Genomic DNA, 25,709 nt, shown 5'->3' with positions numbered 1-25,709 from the left:
GTATCCAAATTTGCAGCGAAATTTGGAGGTGACGGCGCACATTAGGTGCTCCTCAACTACCTCAAAGGGTTTTATGCAAGTTCTGATTCACCGCGATTCCAAACCCTGGCAACTGCAGGTCTGGGTTTCTTTCCTGATTGCCGTTTTTCTGTGTGCTGTTGGCTTGTCCTGGCTGCCCGGCAGGGACCTGGACCGCGCTTTCATGATCATGGGTTATTTCTTTTGCCTGTCTGCCGCGTTTGTTCTTGCCAAGTATGTGCGCGACCAGGAAAAAAGTCTGGCCGAAGGCAAGCTGGCAGACACGCCCATGTTCAAGCTCGTGGTGTGGGGGAGTTTCTTCCTGGCCATGTCACTCACCGGCTGGGGCTTGTGGCGCATGGAAATCAATGAAACCTACAAGGCGTTTCTGGGTGTGAGCTGGCTGTACCTGATCACCTGCAGCTTCACGCTGGCCAAAACCCTCAGGGACAAACATGAGGCCGACCTGAACGAAGCCCGCATGCAAGGACGTATGTCACGTGCAGCACCGGACTCTGTCTGAACACTGATTTCAAACCATACAAGGAGGATTTCATGAAAAAGCAATTTGCTACACTTTTAATAGCTATCTGCGCAGTATTTTCCGGGGTTGTAGTGCCAATGCATGCCCAAGCGCAAAGCGAAGCCTCGGCTGTGAGCACGTTGTCAGCCTTGCCCCTGGCATCCGTCGTGGTTGCAAGCACTGTTGCCGGCAGTGTGGTGGCGCTGCCTCTTGTGCTGTCCACTGCGGGCGCTGTTCTGGTGGTCAAGACTGTCGAAGTTTCCGCCCGCGGCACCGTCTACGTGCTGGAGCGTGCCTCAGATGGCGCGACGGCGAGCGTTGAGATCGTTGGCAAAGGCGTGGGTGCAGCTTCACTCGTCGTCGGCACGGCCGTCACAGTCAGCGTGATTGGCGCAGGCGTGATTCTCTCGGCAGCGGGCCAGGTCATCGCCTTCATCCCCAATGAACTGGGACGCGCCTTGCTGCATAACGAACGCCTGACGCATTGAGGTGATGCTGATGACCACTTGTAGCGATTACCTCGGGGCCTTTCACCGTGCAGTGTTGAGAGGGACCGGCCTGCTTGCACTGCTAGCAAGCCTGGCATCCAGCCTTCCCGCGCATGCGGGGCGATCCTGCGAAGCGCCCCACCCGCCCCAGCTGCAGTCGGTGCAGCGCAGCCTGAACCTGGCTTCCCGCACACAGGCTGCTCTGGATGCGAGTGGCCAGCAAGTTGTGGTGCTGGCCCGCGCCGGGCAAGACTTGAGCAAGTACGGACTTCACTACTCCCACCTTGGATTTGCTTATAGGCAACCCCAGGTGGCGCCAGACGGCAAACCGGGACACGTCTGGCGTGTGATGCACAAATTGAACCAGTGCGGCACCCCTGACGGCTCGGTTTACCGTCAGGGCCTGGGAGAGTTTTTTCTGGATGATCTCTGGCGCTTTGAGGCCGCATGGGTGGCCCCCACGCGCGAGGTGCAGGACCGACTGCTGCCCTTGTTGCTGGATAGCGGCCGCGACGGCCGGGCGCTGAGCCTGCACCACCGGCCCTACAGTGTGGTCAGCTACGCTTGGGGCCGCAAATATCAGCAGTCCAACCAGTGGGCGATTGAAACATTGGCGTTGGCGATGGAGCCGGGCATCAGGTCGCGTGAGCAGGCGCAGGCCTGGCTGCAGTTCAAGGCTTATGAGCCAACGCCACTCAAGCTGGGGGCCTTGACACGCTTGGGTGCAAGGGCCACTGCCGCCAATGTTGCCTTCGACGATCATCCAAATGAGAAGCGGTTTTCAGACCGCATTGAAACTGTTACTGTCGATTCCGTGTTTGTGTGGATGCAGCGGGCCGGCTTGAGCGCTGCCCCGGTTACCTTGCGTCAACCTTGAGGAGAACCCTGTCATGAGTAAAGCATTGCGTCTGTCCGAAAAATGGTTTCACCGTGGCCTGTGGCTGGTGGCCATCATCTTTGCCGGATTTCTGATTGGCCTTGGCGGAACCGTGGTCAACGACCTGCCCAAAGTAGAGAAGCAACTCCTGCTTGAAGACTTCATGGACCGCCCCGCCGCCCAACGCTTGCGTGAGGGCATCAAGCAATCGCAACGCGCAGCCCAGGGCGCGCAGTCGGCGCTGGAGCAGGCCCGGTTGAAGCACCGCGTAGCCCAGTCCGATACACAGAGCGCCAGGGAGACCTTTAACAACTGGCTGGCCACACGCCGCGCCACGCAGCTGGCCGATCAGGATCCTGAACTGATTACACGTACCCGCGCACTGGATGGACTGCGGCAGGCCGAGCGCGACGCCAAGACCCGGGTGGAGCAGCAGGAGCAGGCAGCGCTGGATGCGGAGCAGACTGAAGCCAACGCACAGGAGCAGTTGCAGGAGCTGGAGCGCGTGGCGCAGGACAAGCTCAACGCAGAATATCGACGCGTCGAATTGCGCGTGTTTCTGTACCGACTCGCGCTCACCCTGCCGCTACTGGTGGCAGCGGGCTGGCTTTTCAAGACCAGGCGGCACACCACCTACTGGCCTTTTGTCTGGGGCTTTATCTTCTTCGCCCTGTTCGCCTTTTTTGTCGAGCTGGTGCCCTACCTGCCCAGCTACGGCGGCTATGTGCGTTATGTCGTCGGCATCATCGTCACCGTGCTGGTCGGACGCCAGGCCATCATTTCACTCAACCGGTATCTGGAGCGGCAAAAGCTGGCGGAGCAATTGCCGGATGCCCAGAGACGGGAAGAGCTGAGTTACGACACCGCACTGACCAGGCTGTCCAAGGGCGTGTGCCCTGGCTGCGAGCGGGCGGTCGATCTGAAAAACACGACTATCGATTTTTGCCCGCATTGCGGTATCGGGCTGCATGACCATTGCGGTGTTTGCACAACCCGCAAGAGCGCTTTTTCCAAGTTTTGTCATGCATGTGGTTCTGCGGGTGACCAGCGCAAGGCCGGCCCCGAACCCGTCATGACTTGACAGGCCGGGAGCTCAGCGCACTGGCCGGCCAAAGAACGGATAAGCCGGATCGGTGTATCCGTGGCTGGAGGCATGGCCCGGGATGACGAGTTCATCGACGAAGGCTTCGTCCTCCTTGTCCAGCACAAGATCCACTGCGCCGTAGACGTCTTCCAGGTGTGACAGCAGGCGCGGCCCGGCAATCACCGAGCTGACCAGCGGATTGGCCAGCACCCAGGCCGCTGCAAACTGGCCTGGCACCCATTCTTTGGCCTCGCAGCGTGCCTTGATTTTCTGGGCGATGACCAACGACTCTTCACGAAATTCGGTTTCAAGAATGCGCTTGTCGCCGCTGCCGGCGCGTGTGCCCTCGGCCGGTGGCTGGCCCGGCGGGTACTTGCCGGTCAGAACGCCGCGCGCCAGAGGGCTGTAGGGCACCACGCCAAGGCCGTAGTGGCCGCAGGCGGGCAAAATTTCAACTTCGGGGCCGCGGTTGAGCAGGTTGTAGTAGGGCTGGCAAACAACCGGTTGGGCCACACCGATTTTTTCGCAGATGCGCACGATCTCTGCGATACGCCAAGCGCGAAAGTTGGACAGGCCGAAGCCGCGGATTTTGCCGGCGCATATCAGGTCGCCCAGCGCGCGCACGGCCTCTTCCAGATTGGCGTCGTGAAAGTCGCGGTGCAAGTACAGAATGTCCAGGTAGTCGGTGGAGAGGCGCGTCAGGATGGCATCCGTCTGCTGGATGATCCAGTTGCGTGAGTAGTGGCTCTGGTTCACGCCTGTCCCGGCCTTGTTGCCGAGCTTGCTGGCGAGCACCCAGTCAGCACGCTGGCCTGCCAGCAATTTGCCCAAGGTGGTTTCGGACTTGCCTTCGTTGTAGACGTCTGCCGTGTCGATGAAGTTGATGCCGTGGTCTTTGGCCGAGGCGACGATGCGCGATGCCTCTTCCGCGGGCGTTTGCTGGCCGAACATCATGGTGCCAAGACAAAGCGTAGAGACCTTCAGGTTGCTGTCTCCGAGACGGCGGTATTGCATGGGTTTTCCTACGGGGGTGAAGAATTGGCTAACGCCGCGCTGTCCGTCTTGGTTGAGCTGCGTTGCGAAAGCGCCAACGGCCTAGGAGGCAATGTAGGGGCGGCTGACGCCGTCTACCACGCATGGCCCTTGCACGTGTACGCGGTGCAGGTCTCATTCATCCGATGCTCGGCTTCAGAATACATGTTTGAACACCCTACGTATTAAATTGGGCATTTTTGTATTTGGCGGTGGTCGGAACCCCTTACCGTGGCAAAGCTCGACGAAAATTTCATTCCTCAATGCGGGTAGATGGGGTTCGTCTTTGATTTTGGCTTTTTCAGTCAGGTAGGCAGACTGGTTTTTCGCAATATGAGTTTCGGTCGGGAAAGCTTCTCGCAGATTCTCCCAAGCCGATTGGAGCCGAGCGGCTTTGTAGGCTCGTTCCGAAGCATTCCTGATCAAGGTGAAGGCGGTCAACATCGCAGCTATCAGGGCGACAACTCCGATGTAAGGCCCATTGACGACGGTTGCGGGTATCAACTTAGTGAGCGAGGCAAATGCGGCGGACAGAGTGATAAACGCGGTCCATTTCTCGACCGCGTCCACTTTTTCCCAGAACTCACGATGACGTTTGTGATATTCAACGTTGAGTTCTTGTGTCAGGAACAGCTGTAAAGGAGTTTGAGTGGGGAGTGTCACTTTTTCGCCCCTTTACCTTTCTTTTCAGGTACGGGCCAAGGCTCAGGCGGCTCGATGCCTGACGGCTGCCAAGCATACGTGTCAACCGCGACAGCCCGGTAATTTTCGTCAAGCCGGGGTTGTAGCAGTACCAAGGCTGCCAGCCGTCGCGCCATTGCGGTGACTTCCATGATCTCGGCCATCGTCAGGGCGCGGCCCAGCACACGCTGCTCGCGATAGCTCAACCACTTCTTGATCACCTGGTAGCCGCCAATGGTGAAGCCGTACACCGGTTGCGGGATGTTTTTCCAGTAGGCGGTGGCGTTCAGATACATGTCCAGCGTCGGCGCAGTGCCAAAGCCGAGGGCCTGCTCGTTCGCTTCGGCGGCGCGGGGCTCAGTCTTACCTTTGCCAGGCATGGTGATGCCGCCTTGGCCGCCGCTGCCCCAGCCGGCGGTGAGCGCGAATTCGGCGGGCGTAAGCGCACCGCCGCCGACGCGGCTAACCACGGCGATGGCTTTGAGTTCGTCGCGGATCGTGCCGCTGGTGACGCCGGGCACGGGTACTTCAGTGTCCAGCAGCGCCGCAACGTCACGACCCAGCGCAGCGGAAGCCAGCAAAGCCTCGCGAGATAGGGGCAGGGGAATGCGGGGCCAGTTTTCGCGAATGCCATCGGCGTTGTCGCTCAGATACGCAGGGCTGTAGCCGATGGCCAACGCGTGCATCCAGATGAGTTCGGCGGTGTCGCGGTCGGTGTCCGGGTTGGGGAGGGCGAGGGTGGTAAGGTATGCGCGGGCAGGATCAGACAGGTTGGCTGTCACTTCAGCGAACCAGTCTTCTTGAGCATCACCGGTCTTTTGTTGCGTCAAACCAAGTGGGAATGCGGATGCATTTGGTGGCAGGTAGTGGTAGTCGCAAAAGCCAGAAATAAATGACAAGGGCGATCCTTCGTCTCGATTGCCGCCTTTGACGCGTGTAACGAGAAAGTTCTGCTTAGCCTTGACCTGAGTCGCGAAGTCGGGCCGATGGCGCCGCCACAGTGGACGAAGCTCTGACCAATAGCAGTACTGGTTGTCGAAGGGACGAACCGCATATGGATAGACCGCAGCTTCTGAGAACTTGAGTGAGAGCAACGCCTTTTCGCGAACCGTCGCCGCAGAGAAATCAACGTAATCGTCAATCAACACTGCGTCGGCACTGACCTTGTATTCAGACCAGGAAATGGCAGGATCAAGGTATCGTTGAATCCGACCCATCAAAACTTGCTTGTTAGGCGCGAACAAGGCTTTACGACGGTCCTCGCTAAGACCTTGGTAGCCAACGACGGCGGAAAGGTCAGCAATCGCGGGCCAACTAGCGTAGGCTGAGCTGACCTCCGTAGGCTTCAAACTATGGCGATTGCTAATCGCAGGGCTTGCGATAGCGTAATGCGTTTCGCGTTGGGGCTCATCCAGGCTGTTTAGTAAATCTTCGCGTTTTTTTGCACCCCACCATTCGCGGTACAGGACCCTCGCAGCCGGTGGTACGTCTTTACTCTCGCGCGTTGCTATAGGTGTAACTTGTAGCGTTAGCGAGTGCTTGACGAGCAGCGCCACCGCAGTTCCTTTGCGGATGCCTTCCTTGTTGTAAGGCGTCGAAAACGCGCTGGGGTCGGGCAAACCGTCCGGCGTGGTTTTTCCGGTTTCTCGACTGTCGCCGTTCAGGTTGTCAATCCAGATGCGGTTGAAATTATTGGTCAGATGCTCTCGCATCACCACGAACGATGGCTCGCGTACATACGACGAATTGCTGATATAGCACACCACTCCACGCCCGCCCTTTTCAGCAATGCGCCGCTCGGCCAAGCGAAAGAAGCGCACATACAAATCGTCGAGGTTGAACTTCTTGATGCCCCATTTCTTGACGAGTCCATCTTTGTACGGCGTCACCAAGTCTTGCTCTTCGCCCAGTGCCACGCCGCCAAAGGCGTCATAGGGTGGGTTGCCGATAATGACGATGATTTTTTGGGTCTGTTTGACGTGGTCCGCCGCGTCGCGCTCGTCCTCAAATTCAGGATACAGCGGGATTTGGGTCTTGGGGTCTTTGGCTGGCTCCCAGCCAGTCAGTGCGTTGGTGAGGTAGACGCCGGCGCGTTCGTCGGCGCCATCGGGTTTGTGGCCCAGCGGCGCGCCCAACTGCCGAAGCAGCAGGCCTATTTGCAAGTGCGCCACGACATAGGGCGCGGGCAGCAGTTCAAAACCAAATAAACGGGTGGTGGCGGCCAGCTTGAGCTGGTGCGCGGCCAGTGCGCCCGTGCCCTGGCTTTTGAGCTTTTGCCCGATAACGCGCAGCACTTCCACCAAATAGGCGCCCGTGCCGCAACACGGGTCCAGCACCACCACATTAGGGTCAGCCAAGCCGTCGGGCAAGCCCAGTTCGCTCTGCAGCACCTGGTCTACTCGGGCCACCTGATAGCGCACGATTTCTTCGGGTGTGTACCAGACGCCAAGGCTTTTGCGCAGTTCAGGGTCAAATGCGGCCAGGAAGGGCTCGTAGAAGTACTGGATGGAACGGGTGGATTCAAAGGTTTTGAAAAACGCCGCTTGGTCCACGCGGTTGAGTGCGTCTGCGGCCCAGTCCAGCACCTCTGTCAGGTTGAGTGCCTTGAGTTTGGCGGGCTGTGAGAGCTGGCCGAACAGGGCGGCGATCATGGGCACGTTCAGGCTGTGGGCGGCGCTTTTCCAGTCGAATGGCCCCAGGTCTTGCCCGGGCTCGGCGTGCTCGCGGCGAAGCACCCACGCGGAAAAGACGCCATAGAACAAGGTTTGCACTAGCGTGGAGCGGAAGAAGTGGCCGCCTTCATTGGCACTGAAGGTGACGCCCAGCGATGATTCGAGGCTCTGTTGCAATGCCTCGAGTTGTTTGGCTGCGGCATCGGTGGCGTGTTCGACGCGATGGCGTGCCTCGCGTGCGTAGCTGGCCAACAGTGCGGCAAGGTCTTTGGGGTCGGCCAGCGGGGCGTTGTGCTGCAGCACGCGTGCCAGAAAGTCTTCAAACGCCTCGCCCTGCGCGGTTTGCGCCTTGGACGGATGCGCCGCCAGCACCCAGAAGCCGGCCTCGGTGGGGGCAAGGCTGAAGCGCTCCAGCGTGACGCGTTGGCCCTGGCGTTCACCCAGGAGCAGCCAGTCGCGCAGGTTGGTGACTAGCACCAGCTTGTAGCGGCCCCAGTATTTGGTGATTTGTCCGGTGGTGGCGGTGTCGTCCACCGGTTCTGCCGGCGCTTTGACTTCTATGACACCGCGTGAAGGCCTGCCCAGGTCTTTGGTCTCGCCGGTCTTGCGGTCGAATTGGTCAGGGGTGAACAGGCCCCCGTCAGGGTTGCCAGCGCCCAATTTTTTGAGCTGCATGATGCAGTGCACTTTGGGCTTCAGCGCATAGCCGACTCCGTCCAGCAGGTTGTTGAGTGCGGTGTAGTAAGAGGTTTCTTTCGTGCCGCCACCAGTGCTGTGTACATCACGCACTGCGCTCAGAAAATCTTCGAGAAGCTTGGCTTTAGCCATGGATGGGTCCCCCTGCTGGCATTCTATAGACGAAAACCCACCCAGCCCTTGTGCGGCATGTCAATTTTGCTATCAAAAATATAGCTAAGGAGCTTCGCTCCGAATTCAGCAGCCTTTGCAAATCACGGAGTGAATTTTTTGATTTTTAAGCGTAAATGCAAGGTAGATGTTTACACTCCCCGCGCCCGATCAGCGTGTAACTGCGACACAAACGCGCCAAACTTGCCGGCGTCCAGCGCATCGCGCACTTCCTGCATCAGGTTCAGGTAGTAGTGCAGGTTGTGAATGCTGCTCAGCATGGGGCCCAGCATTTCGCCGCAGCGGTCCAGGTGGTGCATGTAGGCACGGCTGAAATTTTTACAGGTGTAGCAGCTGCAGGTGGCGTCCACCGGCTGCTCTTCACTCTTGTAGCGCGCGTTGCGGATTTTCAGATCACCAAAGCGGGTAAACATGTGGCCGTTGCGCGCATTGCGGGTCGGCATCACGCAGTCAAACATGTCGACGCCGCTCGCCACGCCTTCGACCAGGTCTTCCGGCGTGCCCACACCCATCAGGTAGCGCGGTTTGTTGGCCGGCAGGCGGTGCGGTGTATGCGCCATGATGCGCTGCATTTCTTCCTTGGGTTCGCCGACGCTGACCCCGCCTACGGCGTAACCAGGAAGGTCCAGCTCCACCAACGCGTCCAGTGACTCCTGGCGCAGGTTTTCAAACATGCCGCCCTGAACGATGCCAAACAGCGCGTTGGGGTTTTGCAGTTTGTTGAACTCTTCGACACAGCGTTTTGCCCAGCGCAGGCTCAGCTCCATCGAGACGCGCGCCTCGGCCTCGGTCGTGATGTGGCCCTTGGTATCGTACGGCGTGCATTCGTCAAACTGCATCACGATGTCGCTGTTGAGCACGGTCTGGATCTGCATCGAGATTTCAGGCGTCAAAAACAGCTTGTCGCCATTGACGGGGGAGGCGAATTTCACGCCTTCTTCGGAAATCTTGCGCATCTCGCCCAGTGACCAGACCTGAAAGCCGCCGCTGTCGGTGAGTATGGGTTTGTGCCAGCTCTCAAATTTATGCAGGCCGCCAAACTGCTGCATCACGTCCAGGCCGGGGCGCATCCAGAGGTGGAAGGTGTTGCCCAGAATGATTTGCGCGCCCATCTCATGCAGCGACTGAGGCATCACGCCCTTGACCGTCCCGTAGGTGCCAACCGGCATGAAGATGGGTGTCTGCACCACACCGTGGTTTAGCGTGAGCGTGCCGCGGCGGGCAAACGAGCCGAGGTAAGCGCCATCAGGCGCATCGGTTTTTAAAACTTCAAAATTCAGCATGGATCAATTGTCTCAGGGCTTGTGCGGCGCGGCGCGGCGCGTTGCAGCAGCATGGCGTCGCCATAGCTGAAAAAGCGGTAGCGCTGCTCGATGGCATGGCGGTAGAGCCCCATGATGTGTTCGTATCCGGCAAAAGCGCTGACCAGCATCATCAGCGTGCTTTTGGGGAGATGAAAGTTGGTCAGCAGCAGGTCCACCACCTGAAAGTCGAAACCCGGGGTAATGAAGATATTGGTGTCGCGGCACTCGGGGCCAAATTTCGCTGCGGACTCAAGGGCACGAACGCAGGTGGTACCTACTGCCACCACACGCCCGCCGCGGGCCTTGCAATCGGCAATTGCCTGCAGCGTGGACGGGGGAACTTCAAAGCGTTCGAAGTGCATCACATGGTCGGCAATGTTTTCTGCCTTGACGGGCTGGAACGTGCCCGCGCCCACATGCAGCGTCACGGTGGCTCGCTGCACGCCATTTGCTTCCAGCCGCGACAGCACGGCTTCGTCGAAATGCAGCGCTGCTGTTGGCGCCGCAACAGCGCCGGGATGTTTGGCAAAAACGGTCTGGTAGCGGCTTTCGTCGTCTGCCGAGTCGGTGTGCGTGATGTAGGGCGGCAGCGGCACATGGCCATGGCTTTCCATCAGCGCATACGGGTCACTGCTGAGGGCAAAGTGATACAGGGGACCATCGTTGTTGGGCCAGCGGCCCAGCAGTGTGGCTGTGAAGCCGCCGTCCATCTGCATGACGGCTCCGGGCAATGGTTTTTTGCTGACCTTCATATGGGCCGCCACTTCATGCCCCGCGTCTGCCGAGGGCGAAAGTACCCGTTCAATCAGAAGCTCCAGGCGCCCACCACTGCTTTTCTGTCCAAACAGGCGCGCCTTAACGACTTTGGTGTCGTTGAGCACCAGCAGGTCGCCCGGCTGCAACAGGGCTGGCAGTTCGGTAAAGCGCCGGTCGATCGCCAGGCTTGCCCTGCCGTCCAGCAGGCGCGAAGCGCTGCGCTCGGCCGCAGGGTACTGGGCAATCAATTCGGAAGGGAGTGTGAAATCAAAATCACTGAGCTTGAGATGCGACGTCATGAGGGCACAATTGTCCCATGTCGCCCCCAGCCGCTTCTCCACCCAAGGCGCCGCCTGTGGCATCAGGTGCTCCGCAAAAGTCGGCTGCGCAGAAAGCGCTGGAAAAACTGGGCTTGCGCCGCGACATCGATCTGGCCCTGCACTTGCCGCTGCGATACGAGGATGAAACCCGCATCACCCGTCTCGTGGATGCCCGCGACGGCGATATGGTGCAGATTGAGGCGCAGGTGACAAATAGCGAAATCGTGTTTCGCCCGCGCCGCCAACTGCGCGTGACCGTGGACGATGGCAGCGACACCTGTGTGCTGCGTTTTATCAACTTTTACCCGTCACATCAGAAGACCCTGAGCGTAGGCTCCACCGTGCGCGTGCGCGGCGAGATCCGGGGTGGCTTTGCGGGCCGGGAGATGGTGCATCCGGCCTTTAAATCGGCGGGCGGTGATCTCCCGGCCGCGTTCACGCCGGTGTACCCGACGGTTGCCGGACTGCCGCAGGCTTATTTGCGCAAGGCGGTTTTGAGTGGCCTTGCCCGCGCGGATCTGAATGAGACTATTCCACCGGAATATCTGAATAAAAACCTGCCCCAGCCCTTATCCAGCCTGCGCGAGGCGCTACAGTTTTTGCATAATCCCACACCCGACGTGATGCTGGACACGCTTGAGGACCGTAGCCATCCGGCCTGGCAGCGCCTCAAAGCTGAAGAACTGCTGGCCCAGCAACTGTCGCAGTTGCAAGCGCGCCGTGTGCGGGCGGCCATGCGGGCACCGGCCTTGACCCGGCAGGCGATGGGCGGCACCCAATGCACGCTGCACGAGCAACTTCGGGAGCGTCTGCCGTTTCGCCTGACGGCTGCTCAGCAGAGGGTGGGCGCCGAGATCGATGCCGACCTGCAAAAGAACATTCCCATGCACCGTCTGTTGCAGGGCGACGTGGGCTCAGGGAAAACCGTGGTGGCCGCGCTGGCGGCGGCGCGCTGCATGGACGCGGGCTGGCAGTGTGCGCTGATGGCGCCGACCGAAATTCTGGCCGAGCAGCACTTTCGCAAGCTCATCAGCTGGCTTGAGCCAATGGGCATTCAGACGGCCTGGCTCACCGGTAGCCAAAAGGCCAAGGAGCGGCGCGAGGCACTGGCGATGATTGAAAGCGGTGCAGCCGGCCTGGTGGTGGGCACACACGCGGTGATTCAGGACAAGGTGGTTTTCAAAAACCTGGCGCTTGCCATCATTGACGAACAGCACCGCTTTGGCGTTGCGCAGAGGCTGGCACTGCGCAGCAAGATGACGGAGGGTGGAGAAGAGCCTCACTTGTTGATGATGACCGCTACGCCGATTCCGCGCACGCTCGCGATGAGCTACTACGCCGACCTTGATGTGTCCACCATCGACGAGTTGCCGCCCGGGCGCACACCCATCGTGACCAAAGTGGTTTCAGAGGCACGGCGCGATGAAGTGGTGGAGCGCATCCGGGGACAACTCGCTGAGGGCAGGCAGGTTTACTGGGTGTGCCCGTTGATTGAAGAGAGCGAGTCGGTGGACCTGATCAATGCCACCCAAACGCACGAAATTTTAAGTGCTGCCTTGCCGGGTACACAGGTCGGTCTGCTGCATTCACGCATGCCGCCGATTGAAAAGAAGGCTGTGATGGCGCTGTTCACCAGCGGTCAGCTAGGCGTGCTGGTCAGCACCACGGTGATCGAGGTGGGCGTGGATGTGCCAAACGCATCGTTGATGGTGATTGAACACGCCGAGCGATTTGGGTTGAGCCAGTTGCACCAGTTGCGTGGACGCGTTGGTCGCGGCGCGGCGGCATCTGCCTGTGTGCTGCTGTATTCAACCGGCGAAGCGCCGCGACTTGGCGAAACAGCACGTGCGCGGCTCAAGGCCATGGTGGATACACAGGACGGTTTTGAGATTGCACGGCGAGATCTGGACATTCGCGGCCCCGGTGAGTTTTTGGGCGCCCGGCAGTCGGGTGCGCCTTTGTTGAGGTTTGCGGATTTGCAGACGGACACGGCGTTGCTGGCCTGGGCACGGGGGGTGGCGCCGGTGATGCTGGACCGGCACGCCGAGCAGGCTCATCGGCATATTTTGCGATGGTTGGGGGGGAAGGCTGAGTTTTTGAAGGCATGAAATGCTCGGCATACGAGGTACGATCCCATGGTCAAAATCAAAAAATAGAGGAGTAATCAAATGAATTGGACAGTGAAATGGGTGGCAGTACTGGCAATGGTCGTTCTGACTGGATGTGCGGGCACTAAATTTGTACGACCAGCAGAGGCTGAACTGGAGCTTGGTAAAACGTCCGAGCAGCAAGTACTGGCCCGGCTGGGCAAGCCTTTTCAGGAGGCCAACGGGTTGGCCAATGGCAAGGCGATCCGCACGCTCAGCTATGCATACGCGTCATTCGGTTCAACGGTCAAAACACAAGGCGTCACGCCGGTGCATGCGTTGACACTGGTCTTTCACGAGGGAAAGTTGGTGTCCAAATCGTATATGTCCAACCTGAAGGAAGATGCGACGGATTTTGACGGAAGTAAGGCCGAACAGATCCAGTCCGGGAAAACCACTGCGGCGCAGGTCATCTCGATGTTTGGCCCTGCCCCGGGGGAAGCGATTTTCCCAGTCATCAAGCAGACTCCCGGCCGTGCACTGCTGTACAGCTATCAGGAGATGCGCGGCTTCTCGCTAAGCCAGAAGCGGCTGACGGTGGTGCTGGATCCTCAAGGCACGGTGGTCGACGTCGACTACCTGAACCAGGGCACCTGGAAGTAGGTACCCTTTGCTGGAGCGGGAGCGCACCGATGACCTTGACCGAACTTAAATACATCGTAGCCGTCGCCCGCGAAAAGCATTTCGGCAAAGGCGCGGAAGCCTGCCACGTATCGCAACCAACCTTAAGTGTCGCGATCAAGAAGCTGGAAGAAGAGCTTCAGGTCAAGCTGTTTGAGCGCAACGCCAACGAGATCACCGTCACGCCGCTGGGTGAGGAAATCATTCGGCAGGCACAGAGCGTGCTGGAGCAGGCCGAGAGCATCCGCGAAATTGCGCGGCGCGGCAAAGACCCTGTGGCCGGCGCACTGCGCCTGGGCATCATCTACACGATTGGCCCCTACCTGCTGCCCGACCTGGTACGCCAGACGATTGCGCACACACCGCAGATGCCGTTGATGCTGCAGGAAAACTTTACGGTCAAGCTGCTAGAAGAGCTTCGCACCGGCGAGATTGACTGTGCGATTCTGGCTGAGCCTTTTCCCGACGCGAACCTGGCGATTGCGCCGCTGTATGACGAGCCTTTTGTGGCGGCGGTGCCGAGCACCCATGCACTCGCCTCACGAAGCAGCATCACGGCAGAAGAGCTGAAGCAGGAGACCATGTTGCTGCTCGGCAACGGCCATTGTTTTCGCGACCATGTGCTGGAAGTGTGTCCGGAGTTTGCGCGGTTCTCCAGCGCCACTGAAGGCATACGCCGCAGCTTTGAAGGCTCGTCGCTGGAGACCATCAAGCATATGGTGGCGGCCGGCATGGGTGTGACGCTTGTGCCGCGCCTGAGCGTGCCCAAGGACGCAGTTGCGACCCCGACGGTTGCCAAATCTGCCGCAAAGTCCAAAGCGGTTGCGGAGTTGTCCTCACATATCAAGTACCTCCCGTTTGAAGGGCATGTGCCGACGCGCCGTGTGGTGCTTGCCTGGCGCCGCAGTTTCACCCGGTATGAAGCGATTGCAGCATTGCGTAATGCGATTTACGCCTGTGAGCTACCGGGCGTGACGCGGCTGTCCTGAGGTCGCACAGATCTGACTATCAGCGCGATACAGTCAGGCTGTTGCTCCGTACTCAGCGATTGCTTAAAGTGAAGCTTCAAGATTTTTAAAGGACACCTCATGGTCAAAAAAGCCGCCCCCAAAGCTGCTGCATCTTCCGCACGCGTTGGCGCGCCGCCCATCAACATCGGCATCGGTGAAAAAGACCGCGCGGCCATTGCGCAAGGCTTGAGCCGCCTGCTGGCTGACACCTATACGCTGTACCTCACCACGCACAATTTCCACTGGAACGTGACCGGACCCATGTTCAACACGCTGCATGTGATGTTCATGACCCAATACACCGAACTTTGGACCGCGGTGGACCCGATCGCCGAGCGTGTTCGCTCGCTGGGCCATCCGGCGCCCGGTTCTTACGCCCAATTCAGCAAACTCGCTTCAGTGCCTGATGCGCCCGCCATACCACCCAAGGCGCTGGAAATGGTTCGTATTCTTGTGCAGGGGCATGAAGCTGTAGCACGTACCGCGCGTAGCCTGTTCCCAGTGGCAAACAAGGCGGGCGACGAGCCGACCGCGGATCTGTTGACGCAGCGCCTCACTGTTCATGAGCAAACCGCGTGGATGCTGCGCTCGTTGCTAGAAGAGTGACAAGAAGTGAGCGACGACGGACGCAGCGCAGGGCCGCCCCAAGCAAGGTCAGCCCCCCCGGGGGACAGCGTATTACACGAAGTGAAAAGCGTGGGGGCACTTTACCTTCAACTGATCCGCTGGGACCGTCCCGCGGGTTGGCTGCTGTTGCTCTGGCCCACGCTGTCAGCGCTGTGGGTGGCTGCGCATGGTTTTCCCGGCTGGCACCTGCTCACGGTGTTCACGCTGGGCACCATCCTGATGCGCAGCGCCGGATGTTGCTTTAACGACGTGATGGACCGCGACTTTGACCGCCATGTCAAACGCACGGCACAGCGGCCGGTCACCAGCGGCGCTGTTTCCGTCAAAGAGGCGCTGATGCTGGGCGCGGTGCTGGCGCTGCTGGCCTTTGGTCTGGTGCTGACGACCAACAGGGCCACCATCATGTGGTCGTTTGCGGCGCTGGCTGTTGCGCTGATCTACCCATTTGCAAAGCGTCTGGTGTCCATGCCACAGGCCGTGCTGGGCGTGGCATTCAGCTTCGGCATTCCCATGGCTTTTGCGGCAGTGCAGTCAAGGGTGACGGCGCTGGCCTGGTTGCTGCTGATTGGCAACCTTTTCTGGGTGATTGCCTACGACACCGAATACGCCATGGTGGACCGGGACGATGACCTCAAGATCGGCATGAAAACATCGGCTATCACGCTGGGGCGGTTTGACGTGGCCGCAGTCATGGCGAGTTACTTTGTCTATCTGGGGCTGTGGGCCTGGCTGCTTCGGGATTTGCCGCAACCGGCCATCTACTTCGCCGGCCTTGCCGTGGCCTTGGCTCAGGCGCTCTGGCACGGCTGGCTGATACGCGGGCGTGAGCGTGACCCCTGCTTCAAGGCGTTCCGCGTCAACCACTGGCTGGGTTTTGCGGTGTTTGCGGGTATTGCCCTGTCATATGCGTTGGTCGACCTGTGACCACACGGGCACCGGTATCGCGATAATCGTAGCAGCCGACCCTTCCCATCAAGCGGCGGCACGATGAGGCTGTTTGCGATCGTAATCACTATGCCCCAAATTCGTCGCCCATCTCTGCGGCGCGCCGCCTGGCGGCATGTATTGCGCGCATGAATTGTTTTTTGATGTCATCCTGCTCCATCGATGACAGGGCTGCATAGGTGGTCCCTCCTTTTGATGTGACCCGGGCGCGGAGGATTTCAGGAGGTTCAGTCGACAAGCGGGCCAGCTCTGCCGCTCCGGCAAAGGTGCCCACTGCCAACTTGTGGGCCTGTTCATGGCCGAGCCCCATGTCCACACCGGCCTGAACCATTGCTTCGATAAAGTAGAACACATAGGCCGGGCCGGACCCCGACAGGGCGGTCACCGCATCCAGATGCGTCTCGTCATCAAGCCAGATGAAGTCGCCCGTGGTACGGATCACACGCTCGACGGTTTTGCGGTCGGTGGCACTGACGGCAGGTCGGGGGAACAGGGCGGTGACGCCCTTGCCAATCAGCGCGGGTGTGTTGGGCATGGAGCGCACCACGCGCTGCGTACCCAGCCAGTGCGCAATGCTGTCCGAGCGGATCCCGGCCGCCACGCTGAGGTGCAGGGCGGTCTTGGTGTGGAAGCGGGTGGCCAGAGCGGCGTCTTTGAAGGTCTGCGGCTTGACAGCCCAGACCACCAGCGTGGCGCTGCCAAGTGATTCGCCCGCTTTGTCATGCACTTGCACATCAAACTGCTCCTGGAGCTTGGTTTGCTGCTCGGTCCAGGGTTCGACTACCTGGATCTGGCTGGCGGGCAGGCCGCGTTTGAGCAGGCCCCCGATGAGGGCACTGGCCATGTTGCCGCCGCCAATGAAGGCAATCTGTTGCCGGCTGCTGCTTGAACTGGTTGTGGAAGGGGTGCTCATGGGGTGTGGCTCGCTGGAGGGAGCGGCTTTGAAAACATCCGCCCGACCCGATTGTCACCCACCCGGGTGCCGCAAGGCTCAGGCCAGCACCGTTTGGCGCACCGCGTGTTCCCATTGAGCCATCAGACCGGCTGCCCGATCAGCGCTCAAGGTGGGTAAAAACCTGCGTTCGGCGCGCCACATGTCGGAAAGTTCGCTGGTGCTTGCATAGACGCCATTGGACAGGCCCGCCAGATAAGCCGCTCCCAGGGCCGTGGTCTCGGTAACCGCTGGTCGCACCACGGGTATGCCCAGCAGGTCGGCCTGAAATTGCATCAGCAGATCATTGATACAGGCGCCGCCGTCTACCCGCAACTCTGCAACCGGTGCCGCGCCTGCGGCTACGGCATCGCGGCTCATGGCCTGCAGCAACGCGGCGCTTTGATAGGCAATGCTTTCCAGTGCAGCCCGTGCAATGTGGGCTACTGTGGTGCCGCGTGTCAGCCCGGTGATGGTGCCGCGCGCGTCCGGTTTCCAGTAGGGCGCGCCCAAGCCTGTAAATGCCGGCACCATCATCACGCCGCCGGAGTCCGGCACGCTTTCGGCCAGGCCCTGCACCTCGCCGCTGCCTTTGATGGCGTGCAGGCCGTCGCGCAGCCACTGCACCACGGCCCCACCTACAAACACGCTGCCTTCATAAGCGTATTCGGTCTGCTGCGTCACTTGTGCCGCACTGGTGGTGAGCAGCCCGTTGTGAGAGGTCTGGAATTTGTTGCCCGTGTGCATCAGCATGAAGCAACCGGTGCCATAGGTGTTTTTGGCCATGCCCTCCTTGAAGCACGCCTGACCGAACAGCGCACTTTGCTGGTCGCCGGCGACGCCGCCAATCGGGATCGCGGCGCCCAGCAAGTCGGGCAGCACTTCGCCGTAGTGCGTACTCGATGGCATCACGCGGGGCATCAGGCTCTCTGGAATGTCCAGCAGTGCCAGCAACTCGGCGTCCCAACTGTTGGTGTGCACGTTAAACAGCATGGTGCGCGAGGCGTTGGTGACATCAGTGGCATGCAGCTTGCCGCCGGTGAGCTGCCAAATCAACCAGCTGTCGATGGTGCCAAAGGCGAGCTCGCCGCGGGCGGCCTGCTGCCTGGCTTGGGGCACGTTGTCCAGCAACCATTTCAGCTTGGTGCCGGAAAAATAGGCATCGACAAGCAGGCCGGTCTTTTGCTGGATCAGCGGGGCTTTGCCTTCGTCCCGGAGTGCGGCGCAGGTAGCCTCCGCTCGGCGGTCCTGCCAGACGATGGCGTGGTGAATGGGCAGGCCGGTTTGGCGGTTCCACACCACGGTGGTCTCGCGCTGGTTGGTGATGCCTATGGCCCGGATGTCTGCAGCTTTGAGCTTGGCTGTGGAGAGTGCTTCGCGTGCTGTGGCAAGTTGCGTGCGCCAGATTTCCATCGGGTCGTGTTCGACCCAGCCTGGTTGCGGGTAGATCTGCGGCAATTCCTTTTGCGCCATGGCCACGATGCGGCCCTCGGCGTCAAACACAATGCTGCGGGAGCTGGAGGTGCCCTGGTCCAGGGCGAGCAGGTAGGTCATGGGGCTTGTTGGATGGTAGGTTGGGGGACGACTAGACCGGTGCCACGTGGCAGCTGACGCCGGCTTCGATAAGGAGGTCCGGAAAGGGCTCGGGCGGTGGCTGGTCGGTAAACAGGCGGTCGATCTGCGACAGCGTAGCAAGTTCAACCATGGCAGGTCGGTTGAACTTGCTGCTGTCTGCCGCCAGCCAGACCTCGCGCGCATGTTCGATGATGGTTTGCGCGACCTTGACCTCCCGGTAATCAAAATCGCGCAGAGATCCGTCGGCCTCGATGCCGGAAATACCGATCAAGGCAATGTCCACGCGAAACTGTTTGATGAAGTCAACGGCTGCCTCGCCCACAATGCCGCGGTCCCGGGCGCGAACCACGCCGCCCGCCACGATGACTTCGCAATCCGAATTGCTGCTCAAAATGGCCGCCACATTGAGGTTGTTGGTGATCACCCGCAGCCCCTTGTGCTGCAGCAGGGCCTTGGCGATGGCCTCGGTGGTGGTGCCGATATTGAGGATCAGGGAGCAGTTGTCAGGCACCTCGTTGGCGACGGCCCGCGCGATGCGGGCCTTGCCATCGGCGTTGAGGCTTTCGCGCTGCTGGTGTGCCAGGTTTTCAGTGGTTGATGTGGGTACCCGTACACCGCCGTGAAACCGGGCCAGAAGGCCCTCATCGGCCAGACGCTGCACGTCGCGGCGCACGGTTTGCAGGGTTACATCCAGTGTGTCTGCGAGTTGCTCTACGGTGACAGAGCCGCGCTCGCGGACGACGTCGAGGAGTTTGAGTTGCCGGGGATTTGAATTCACGCGAGATTGTGGATTGGAAGTGAGATGACTGTATAGCGAAACAAAAAGAAACAAATTAGGGAAATCATGTATTACAAACGAAACAAAAAGAATAAAAATAGAAGAAATACGAACTTTACCGGGACCGACCTTGGACTCTTTCTGTCAGTGGATTGACGTGCCCTCAGTTGCATGGAGGGCGCCATGCAGCTCGTAGCCGAAGGCATCAGCAAAAAGGTCGGGCCTGAACAATGGCTTTACGACATGACGGTGGCGCCGCGACCCGGTGAGGTGACCGTGTTGCTCGGTGCTACCCAGGCGGGCAAAACCAGCCTGATGCGCATCATGGCGGGATTGGACGTTCCCAGCTCGGGCCGGGTACGGGTGGATGGTGCGGATGTGACCGGCGTGCCCGTGCGCGAGCGCAATGTCGCCATGGTCTATCAGCAGTTCATCAACTATCCGTCGCTCAAAGTCGCCAACAACATTGCATCCCCGCTCAAGCTGCGCGGCGAAAAAAATATCGATCAGCGTGTGCGCGAGATTGCCGAGCGTTTGCATATAGAGATGTTTCTGGATCGCTACCCTGCTGAGCTGTCTGGTGGCCAGCAGCAGCGCGTTGCCCTGGCGCGTGCGCTCGCCAAAGGCGCCCCCCTGATGCTGCTGGACGAGCCCCTTGTCAACCTGGACTACAAGCTACGCGAAGAGCTGAGGGAAGAGTTGACGCAGCTTTTTGCGGCCGGCGACTCCACGGTGATTTATGCGACCACCGAGCCCGGTGAGGCCCTACTGCTCGGGGGATACACGGCGGTTCTGGATCGCGGCGAGTTGCTGCAATACGGGCCGACTGCTGAAGTATTCCATTCGCCAAAGTCACTGCGCGTCGCGCGCGCGTTCAGCGATCCTCCAATGAATCTCATCAAGGCCAGCGTCAGTGCGCAAGGCGGTGTTCAGCTGGCGGGTGGAGGCGAGTTGGCCATTCGCCTGCCTTCCGGTGCTTCATCCGCGTTGACGGTCGGCGTGCGTGCCAGTGCGCTGCGCGAAACGCGGCGCGAGGGCGACATCGTTCTGGCCGGACAGGTTGAGTTGGCGGAAATTTCGGGTTCCGACACTTTTGTGCACGTCAGCACGGCGGTAGGTGAGCTGGTTGCCCAGCTGGTGGGCGTGCATTATTTTGAGCTCGGCATGGCCATCCAGTTGTATCTGCATCCCTCGCACGCCTACGTCTTCGACGACAAGGATGAGTTGCTTGTAGCGCCGCAGCGCCGGGGAGGTCACTGAGATGGCTCGCATTGATCTGGACCTCGCGCATGCCTACAAGGCCAACCCGGTTGAGGACGCCGACTACGCGCTGCTGCCCCTGAAGATGACCTTTGATGATGGCGGCGCCTACGCTTTGCTGGGCCCTTCGGGTTGCGGCAAGACCACCATGCTCAACGTTATTTCCGGCCTGCTGGCGCCATCGCAAGGCAGCGTCAAGTTTGACGGGCGCGACATGACGCACGCCTCGCCGCAAGAGCGCAACATCGCCCAGGTGTTTCAGTTTCCGGTGATCTACGACACCATGACTGTGGCGGAGAACCTTGCCTTTCCGCTGCGCAACCGGAAGATGCCGGAAGACCAGATCAAGAAGCGCGTCGGTCAGATCGCCGAAATGCTGGAGATGAGCGGGCAGCTGAACCAGCGCGCGGCAGGTTTGTCAGCCGACGCCAAGCAGAAAATCTCGCTGGGCCGGGGCCTGGTGCGGCCTGATGTATCGGCCGTTCTTTTTGACGAACCCTTGACGGTCATCGACCCGCATCTGAAGTGGCAGTTGCGCCGCAAACTCAAGCAGATTCACCATGAGCTCAAGCTCACCCTGATTTATGTCACCCACGATCAGATCGAGGCCTTGACCTTTGCCGAGCAGGTGATAGTGATGACGCGCGGCCGTGCTGTGCAGGTGGGCGGTGCTGACGCACTGTTTGAGCGCCCGCAGCACACCTTTGTGGGTCACTTTATTGGGTCACCGGGCATGAATTTCCTGCCAGCCCGTGTAGCGGGTGAATCACTCGAGATAGCGGGTCAGACGCTGGCAATGCCGTCCGGTCGCGAGCTGCCAGACGGCGACTACAAGCTGGGGGTCCGACCCGAGTATGTGACGCTGTCGGCCGCAGGTGCGGGCGGTGCTTTGTCCGCAACCGTCACGCGCGCGCAGGACATCGGAACCCACGTGATGCTCACGGCGATGATCGGCGATGTGGCTCTCAAGGTGCGCCTCCATCCAGACGCCGCGCAGCCTAAACCGGGCGACACGGTGTGGCTGCACGTGCTTGGCACACACACCTGCTTTTATAAAAACGAGGAGTTGGTGGCATGAGTACAACGACCAAACCCGTCAACCAGAAAGCCTGGTTGCTGGTGCTGCCGGTTCTGGTGTGCGTAGCCTTCTCGGCCATCTTGCCTCTGATGACGGTGGTCAACTATTCGGTGCAGGACATTATTTCGCCAGACCGGCGGGTTTTTGTCGGCACCGAGTGGTTTGCGGCGGTGATGCGCGACCAGGATTTGCATGCAGCCCTGTGGCGGCAGTTGACTTTTTCGGTGGCTGTGCTGGCGGTTGAAATTCCGCTGGGCATTGCACTGGCCCTGTCCATGCCGGCGCAAGGGTGGAAGGCCTCGCTGGTGCTGGTGCTGGTGGCCCTCGCGCTGCTGATTCCCTGGAATGTGGTGGGCACCATCTGGCAGATTTATGGCCGGGCCGACATCGGGCTGCTGGGCATGACGCTGCAGAAAATGGGATTTGATTACAGCTACACCGGCAACGCCACGCATGCATGGCTGACCGTGCTGATCATGGACGTCTGGCACTGGACGCCGCTGGTTGCGCTGCTTTGCTACGCCGGCCTGCGTTCCATTCCGGACGCGTATTACCAGGCTGCACGCATCGACGGCGCCAGCAAGCTCGCTGTGTTTCGCTATATCCAGCTGCCCAAGATGCGCGGCGTGCTCATGATTGCCGTACTGCTGCGGTTCATGGACAGCTTCATGATTTACACCGAGCCCTTTGTACTGACGGGCGGCGGTCCTGGCAATGCCACCACATTCTTGTCGCAATACCTGACGCAAAAGGCCGTGGGGCAGTTTGACCTCGGTCCCGCGGCAGCTTTCTCGCTGATTTACTTTCTGATCATTTTGCTGCTGTGCTTCATCCTCTACAACTGGATGCAGCGGGTTGGAACGGCGACCAAGGAGAACACCGGTGAATAAACCGCGCTTTCAGGCGAGAACGCTGTTTCTCATTGCCTACATAATTTTTGCCCTGTTGCCCATCTACTGGATGATCAACATGAGCTTCAAGACCAATTCAGAGATTGTCTCGAGCTTTTCGTTCTTCCCGCAAGAGTTCACCTGGGCCAATTACCGGACGATTTTTACCGATCCGTCCTGGTATTCGGGCTACATCAACTCCCTGATTTATGTAGCCATCAACACGGTCATTTCAATCACCGTGGCACTGCCGGCCGCGTATGCGTTCTCGCGCTATAGCTTCATTGGCGACAAGCATGTCTTCTTCTGGCTGCTGACCAACCGCATGACGCCGCCGGCCGTCTTTTTGTTGCCGTTCTTCCAGCTGTACACCACGGTGGGCTTGATGGACACGCACATCGCCGTGGCGCTGGCGCATCTGTTGTTTAACGTCCCCCTGGCGGTCTGGATTCTGGAGGGTTTCATGAGCGGCATCCCTCGCGAGATTGACGAGACGGCCTATATCGACGGCTATTCCTTCCCCCGCTTTTTTGTGGTTATTTTCCTGCCCCTGATCAAGGCTGGCGTCGGGGTGGCGGCGTTCTTTTGTTTCATGTTCAGCTGGGTTGAGTTGCTGCTGGCGCGAACGCTGACCAGCGTGAACGCCAAACCCATTGTGGCGACGATGACTCGCACCGTATCGGCCTCGGGCATGGACTGGGCAACCCTCGCGGCAGCGGGCGTGTTGACCATCGTGCCGGGCGCGATTGTGATCTGGTTTGTGCGGCACTACATTGCCAAGGGTTTTGCGATGGGCAGGGTATGAAGCACCCCCGAAGTGCCTTCGGCACCTCCCCCTCAAGGGGGCGCCACCTGCGGCCCGGCAGAGCCGGTTCCGCGGTAGCCCTTTTCTGCCGTCCATGCAGTGCCTACCCACGGCCCGCGAACAAGGAGAAAACATATGTTTGAGTGGATGGCGTGGACCTTGCCGGTTGCCATATTTTTCAGCTGCATTGTGTTGATGCTGATCGGCATGACGGTCTGGGAAATCAAATCGCCTACGGCGATGCGCCGCGGGTTTTTGCCGCTGGAAACCACGCGCGGAGACAGACTGTTTATCGGCCTGCTCGGCGCTGCATATATCAACCTCATCTTTGTGGGGTTGAGTGGCAAGCTGGGAGCGGCGATGGGGCTTCAAGTGGACCCGTCGATCTGGATCAGTTTTGTCATTTCCATGGGATGGATTGCGCTGGTGATGCGCAAGGGCTAGTTTTTTCAGGAGAACGGCGCCCGGCAACCCTTCCCCGCCGGCGTGTCAGGGAATATGGGGAAGTCATTGAGGAGACTGAGATGAACTTTTACACCACTGCCGCAGCGCTTGCTGTGGCCCAACGCCAGGGAGTTAAACGATGAAGCGCTCTATTTATGCACTGTCGGCCATCGGTGCGGCAGTCTTGATGATGTCCGCCTGCGGGAAAAAGGAAGAACCGGTTGCAGTTGTCGCGCCGCCCGTTGTGGTCGCGCCTGCTGCGGCTCCGGCTCCAGTAGTCTCAGACGCTGCAAAGAAGTGGATAGACAACGAGTTCCAGCCATCGACTTTGACCAAGGATCAGCAAGCTACCGAGATGAAATGGTTCATCGATGCCGCTGCCAAGCTCAAAGCCAAGGGTGTGAACGAAATCTCTGTGGTTTCTGAAACCATCACCACACACGAATACGAGTCCAAAACCCTGGCCAAGGCGTTCGAGGAAATCACCGGTATCAAGGTGAAGCATGACCTGATTCAGGAAGGCGACGTGGTTGAAAAGCTGCAGACCTCCATGCAGTCCGGCCAGTCGATTTATGACGGCTGGATTTCCGACTCGGACCTGATCGGCACTCACTACCGCTACGGCAAAATCCTGGCGCTGTCCGACTATATGGAAGGTGCGGGTAAAGAGTTCACCAACCCCGGGCTCGACCTGAAGGACTTCATCGGAACCAGTTTCACCACCGGACCGGACAAGAAGCTCTACCAGTTGCCTGACCAGCAGTTTGCCAATCTTTACTGGTTCCGCGCTGACCTTTTTGCCAAGCCTGAACTGCAGGAAAAGTTCAAGGCCAAGTACGGCTACGACCTGGGCGTCCCACTCAATTGGTCCGCCTATGAAGACATCGCGGCCTTCTTCAGCAACGACGTCAAACAAATTGACGGCAAGCCGATTTATGGTCACATGGACTACGGCAAGAAAGATCCTTCGCTTGGCTGGCGTTTCACGGACGCATGGCTCTCCATGGCGGGCACTGCGGACATTGGCAACCCCAATGGACTGCCTGTGGACGAGTGGGGCATACGTGTGGGTGATGACAAGTGCACACCGGTTGGCGCCTCGGTTGCCCGGGGCGGCGCGACCAACTCGCCAGCGGCCGTTTACGCCCTGACGAAGTACGTCGACTGGATGAAGAAGTTCGCGCCCAAGGAAGCCACCGGCATGACGTTCGGCGAAGCTGGTCCAGTGCCTGCGCAGGGTCAGATCGCACAGCAGATCTTCTGGTACACCGCGTTCACCGCGGACATGGTCAAGCCCGGCTTGCCAGTCGTTAATGCCGACGGTACACCGAAGTGGCGCATGGCTCCAGGCCCCAACGGTCCCTACTGGAAGCAGGGCATGCAAAACGGCTACCAGGACGTGGGCTCATGGACTTTCTTCAAGGACCACGACGCCAACCGCACGGCCGCAGCCTGGCTGTACGCGCAATTCGTGACGGCCAAAACGACGTCGCTGAAAAAGACCATGGTCGGACTGACACCGATCCGCGAATCCGACATCCGCTCACAGGCCATGACCGACATGGCGCCCAAGCTGGGTGGTCTGGTTGAGTTCTACCGCAGCCCGGCGCGCGTGGCATGGTCGCCAACCGGCACCAACGTTCCTGACTACCCCAAGCTGGCACAGTTGTGGTGGAAAAACGTGGCACAGGCGGTGACAGGCGAAAAAACACCGCAGGTTGCGATGGATACCCTTGCCGACGAGATGGACCAGGTGCTGGGCAGGCTTGAGCGTGCGGGTATGGCGAATTGCCCTCCCAAGCTCAATCCCAAGGGTGATCCGGCCAAGTACCTGAGTGACACCGGTGCACCGTGGAAAAAGCTCGCCAATGAAAAACCAAAAGGCGAGACCATCAACTACGACAAGTTGCTGCAAGCCTGGAAAGACGGCAAGGTTCGCTAAAAGCGGAGCTATGCGGGCCAAAACCCGCATAGGC

The 25,709-nt window shown here is 59.7% G+C and carries 23 protein-coding genes; 15 read left to right on the top strand and 8 right to left on the bottom strand.

The annotated features are described in order from the left end of the window. Nucleotides 1-73 precede the first annotated feature (73 nt). From VE934_RS09050 to VE934_RS09035, 4 genes are read left to right on the top strand one after another with little or no spacing between them, the layout of a single operon-like run. Complete coding sequence (locus VE934_RS09050) at nucleotides 74-541, top strand: YiaA/YiaB family inner membrane protein (RefSeq protein WP_324886575.1); 468 nt, start codon at nucleotides 74-76, stop codon at nucleotides 539-541. A gap of 32 nt (nucleotides 542-573) precedes the next feature. After that, nucleotides 574-1,029, top strand: coding sequence for a hypothetical protein (locus tag VE934_RS09045; RefSeq protein WP_324886573.1), 456 nt, complete (start codon nucleotides 574-576; stop codon nucleotides 1,027-1,029). 10 nt (nucleotides 1,030-1,039) lie between these two features. Further along, nucleotides 1,040-1,906 carry a DUF2145 domain-containing protein gene (locus tag VE934_RS09040; RefSeq protein WP_324886571.1) on the top strand — a complete coding sequence of 289 codons (867 nt, stop codon included), beginning with the start codon at nucleotides 1,040-1,042 and terminating at the stop codon, nucleotides 1,904-1,906. Nucleotides 1,907-1,919: 13 nt separating this feature from the next. Then, a complete protein-coding gene (locus VE934_RS09035; RefSeq protein WP_324886569.1) occupies nucleotides 1,920-2,987 on the top strand; it encodes a serine endopeptidase in 1,068 nt (355 codons plus the stop codon). 12 nt (nucleotides 2,988-2,999) lie between these two features. Here the strand turns inward: VE934_RS09035 and VE934_RS09030 are convergent, their stop codons facing one another. The 5 genes from VE934_RS09030 to queA form a co-directional block, all read right to left on the bottom strand. Further along, entirely contained in the window at nucleotides 3,000-4,004 is a 1,005-nt protein-coding gene (locus VE934_RS09030) for an aldo/keto reductase (RefSeq protein WP_324886567.1), read from the bottom strand. A gap of 174 nt (nucleotides 4,005-4,178) precedes the next feature. Next, nucleotides 4,179-4,685: a hypothetical protein gene (locus VE934_RS09025; RefSeq protein ID WP_324886565.1), complete on the bottom strand. Its 507-nt coding sequence runs from the start codon at nucleotides 4,683-4,685 to the stop codon at nucleotides 4,179-4,181. Further along, complete coding sequence (locus VE934_RS09020; protein ID WP_324886563.1) at nucleotides 4,682-8,203, bottom strand: type ISP restriction/modification enzyme; 3,522 nt, start codon at nucleotides 8,201-8,203, stop codon at nucleotides 4,682-4,684. Before VE934_RS09020 ends, VE934_RS09025 begins: the two co-directional genes overlap by 4 nt. 170 nt (nucleotides 8,204-8,373) lie before the next feature. Next, on the bottom strand, nucleotides 8,374-9,525 hold the full coding sequence (gene tgt, locus VE934_RS09015) for a tRNA guanosine(34) transglycosylase Tgt (protein WP_324886561.1): 1,152 nt from the start codon (nucleotides 9,523-9,525) through the stop codon (nucleotides 8,374-8,376). Further along, entirely contained in the window at nucleotides 9,519-10,601 is a 1,083-nt protein-coding gene (gene queA, locus VE934_RS09010) for a tRNA preQ1(34) S-adenosylmethionine ribosyltransferase-isomerase QueA (RefSeq protein WP_324886559.1), read from the bottom strand. The genes tgt and queA overlap by 7 nt, the downstream gene beginning before the upstream one ends. Nucleotides 10,602-10,618: 17 nt before the next feature. Here queA and recG point away from each other — a divergent pair, with 17 nt between their 5' ends. The 5 genes from recG to ubiA all read left to right on the top strand — a co-directional run bounded on the left by recG (nucleotide 10,619) and on the right by ubiA (nucleotide 15,951). Then, a complete protein-coding gene (gene recG, locus VE934_RS09005; protein ID WP_324886557.1) occupies nucleotides 10,619-12,730 on the top strand; it encodes an ATP-dependent DNA helicase RecG in 2,112 nt (703 codons plus the stop codon). A gap of 60 nt (nucleotides 12,731-12,790) precedes the next feature. Continuing rightward, nucleotides 12,791-13,372 (top strand): hypothetical protein, encoded by a 582-nt coding sequence (locus tag VE934_RS09000; protein ID WP_324886555.1) that lies wholly within the window; start codon nucleotides 12,791-12,793, stop codon nucleotides 13,370-13,372. Between the two features lie 29 nt (nucleotides 13,373-13,401). After that, the gene (locus VE934_RS08995) at nucleotides 13,402-14,379 is read left to right on the top strand and encodes a hydrogen peroxide-inducible genes activator (RefSeq protein ID WP_324886553.1); all 978 of its coding nucleotides are present in this window, start codon (nucleotides 13,402-13,404) and stop codon (nucleotides 14,377-14,379) included. A gap of 99 nt (nucleotides 14,380-14,478) precedes the next feature. Continuing rightward, nucleotides 14,479-15,006 carry a Dps family protein gene (locus tag VE934_RS08990; protein WP_324886551.1) on the top strand — a complete coding sequence of 176 codons (528 nt, stop codon included), beginning with the start codon at nucleotides 14,479-14,481 and terminating at the stop codon, nucleotides 15,004-15,006. Nucleotides 15,007-15,087: 81 nt separating this feature from the next. Then, complete coding sequence (ubiA, locus tag VE934_RS08985; protein WP_324886549.1) at nucleotides 15,088-15,951, top strand: 4-hydroxybenzoate octaprenyltransferase; 864 nt, start codon at nucleotides 15,088-15,090, stop codon at nucleotides 15,949-15,951. An 88-nt stretch (nucleotides 15,952-16,039) separates the two neighbouring features. On the opposite strand, the gene proC is transcribed toward ubiA, so the two are convergent. From proC to VE934_RS08970, 3 genes are all read right to left on the bottom strand, one after another. Beyond that, complete coding sequence (proC, locus tag VE934_RS08980; RefSeq protein WP_324886547.1) at nucleotides 16,040-16,885, bottom strand: pyrroline-5-carboxylate reductase; 846 nt, start codon at nucleotides 16,883-16,885, stop codon at nucleotides 16,040-16,042. A gap of 78 nt (nucleotides 16,886-16,963) precedes the next feature. After that, a complete protein-coding gene (gene glpK, locus VE934_RS08975; protein ID WP_324886545.1) occupies nucleotides 16,964-18,457 on the bottom strand; it encodes a glycerol kinase GlpK in 1,494 nt (497 codons plus the stop codon). A 31-nt stretch (nucleotides 18,458-18,488) separates the two neighbouring features. Further along, a complete protein-coding gene (locus VE934_RS08970) occupies nucleotides 18,489-19,256 on the bottom strand; it encodes a DeoR/GlpR family DNA-binding transcription regulator (RefSeq protein ID WP_324886543.1) in 768 nt (255 codons plus the stop codon). Nucleotides 19,257-19,439: 183 nt separating this feature from the next. Between VE934_RS08970 and VE934_RS08965 the strand changes: the two genes are divergently transcribed. The 6 genes from VE934_RS08965 to VE934_RS08940 all read left to right on the top strand — a co-directional run bounded on the left by VE934_RS08965 (nucleotide 19,440) and on the right by VE934_RS08940 (nucleotide 25,675). After that, nucleotides 19,440-20,516 (top strand): ABC transporter ATP-binding protein, encoded by a 1,077-nt coding sequence (locus VE934_RS08965; protein WP_324886541.1) that lies wholly within the window; start codon nucleotides 19,440-19,442, stop codon nucleotides 20,514-20,516. 1 nt (nucleotide 20,517) lies between these two features. Beyond that, nucleotides 20,518-21,594: an ABC transporter ATP-binding protein gene (locus VE934_RS08960; protein WP_324886539.1), complete on the top strand. Its 1,077-nt coding sequence runs from the start codon at nucleotides 20,518-20,520 to the stop codon at nucleotides 21,592-21,594. Then, complete coding sequence (locus tag VE934_RS08955; protein WP_324886537.1) at nucleotides 21,591-22,484, top strand: sugar ABC transporter permease; 894 nt, start codon at nucleotides 21,591-21,593, stop codon at nucleotides 22,482-22,484. The genes VE934_RS08960 and VE934_RS08955 overlap by 4 nt, the downstream gene beginning before the upstream one ends. Next, complete coding sequence (locus VE934_RS08950; protein ID WP_324886535.1) at nucleotides 22,477-23,289, top strand: carbohydrate ABC transporter permease; 813 nt, start codon at nucleotides 22,477-22,479, stop codon at nucleotides 23,287-23,289. The genes VE934_RS08955 and VE934_RS08950 overlap by 8 nt, the downstream gene beginning before the upstream one ends. Nucleotides 23,290-23,424: 135 nt before the next feature. Continuing rightward, a complete protein-coding gene (locus VE934_RS08945; protein WP_324886533.1) occupies nucleotides 23,425-23,733 on the top strand; it encodes a DUF2160 domain-containing protein in 309 nt (102 codons plus the stop codon). A 139-nt stretch (nucleotides 23,734-23,872) separates the two neighbouring features. Further along, nucleotides 23,873-25,675 (top strand): ABC transporter substrate-binding protein, encoded by a 1,803-nt coding sequence (locus tag VE934_RS08940; RefSeq protein WP_324886531.1) that lies wholly within the window; start codon nucleotides 23,873-23,875, stop codon nucleotides 25,673-25,675. Nucleotides 25,676-25,709 lie beyond the last annotated feature (34 nt).

The sequence above is a fragment of the Polaromonas sp. genome (genome assembly GCF_035638815.1).
GTDB lineage: Bacteria > Pseudomonadota > Gammaproteobacteria > Burkholderiales > Burkholderiaceae_C > Polaromonas.
This window is presented reverse-complemented; position numbering and strand designations above follow the sequence as displayed.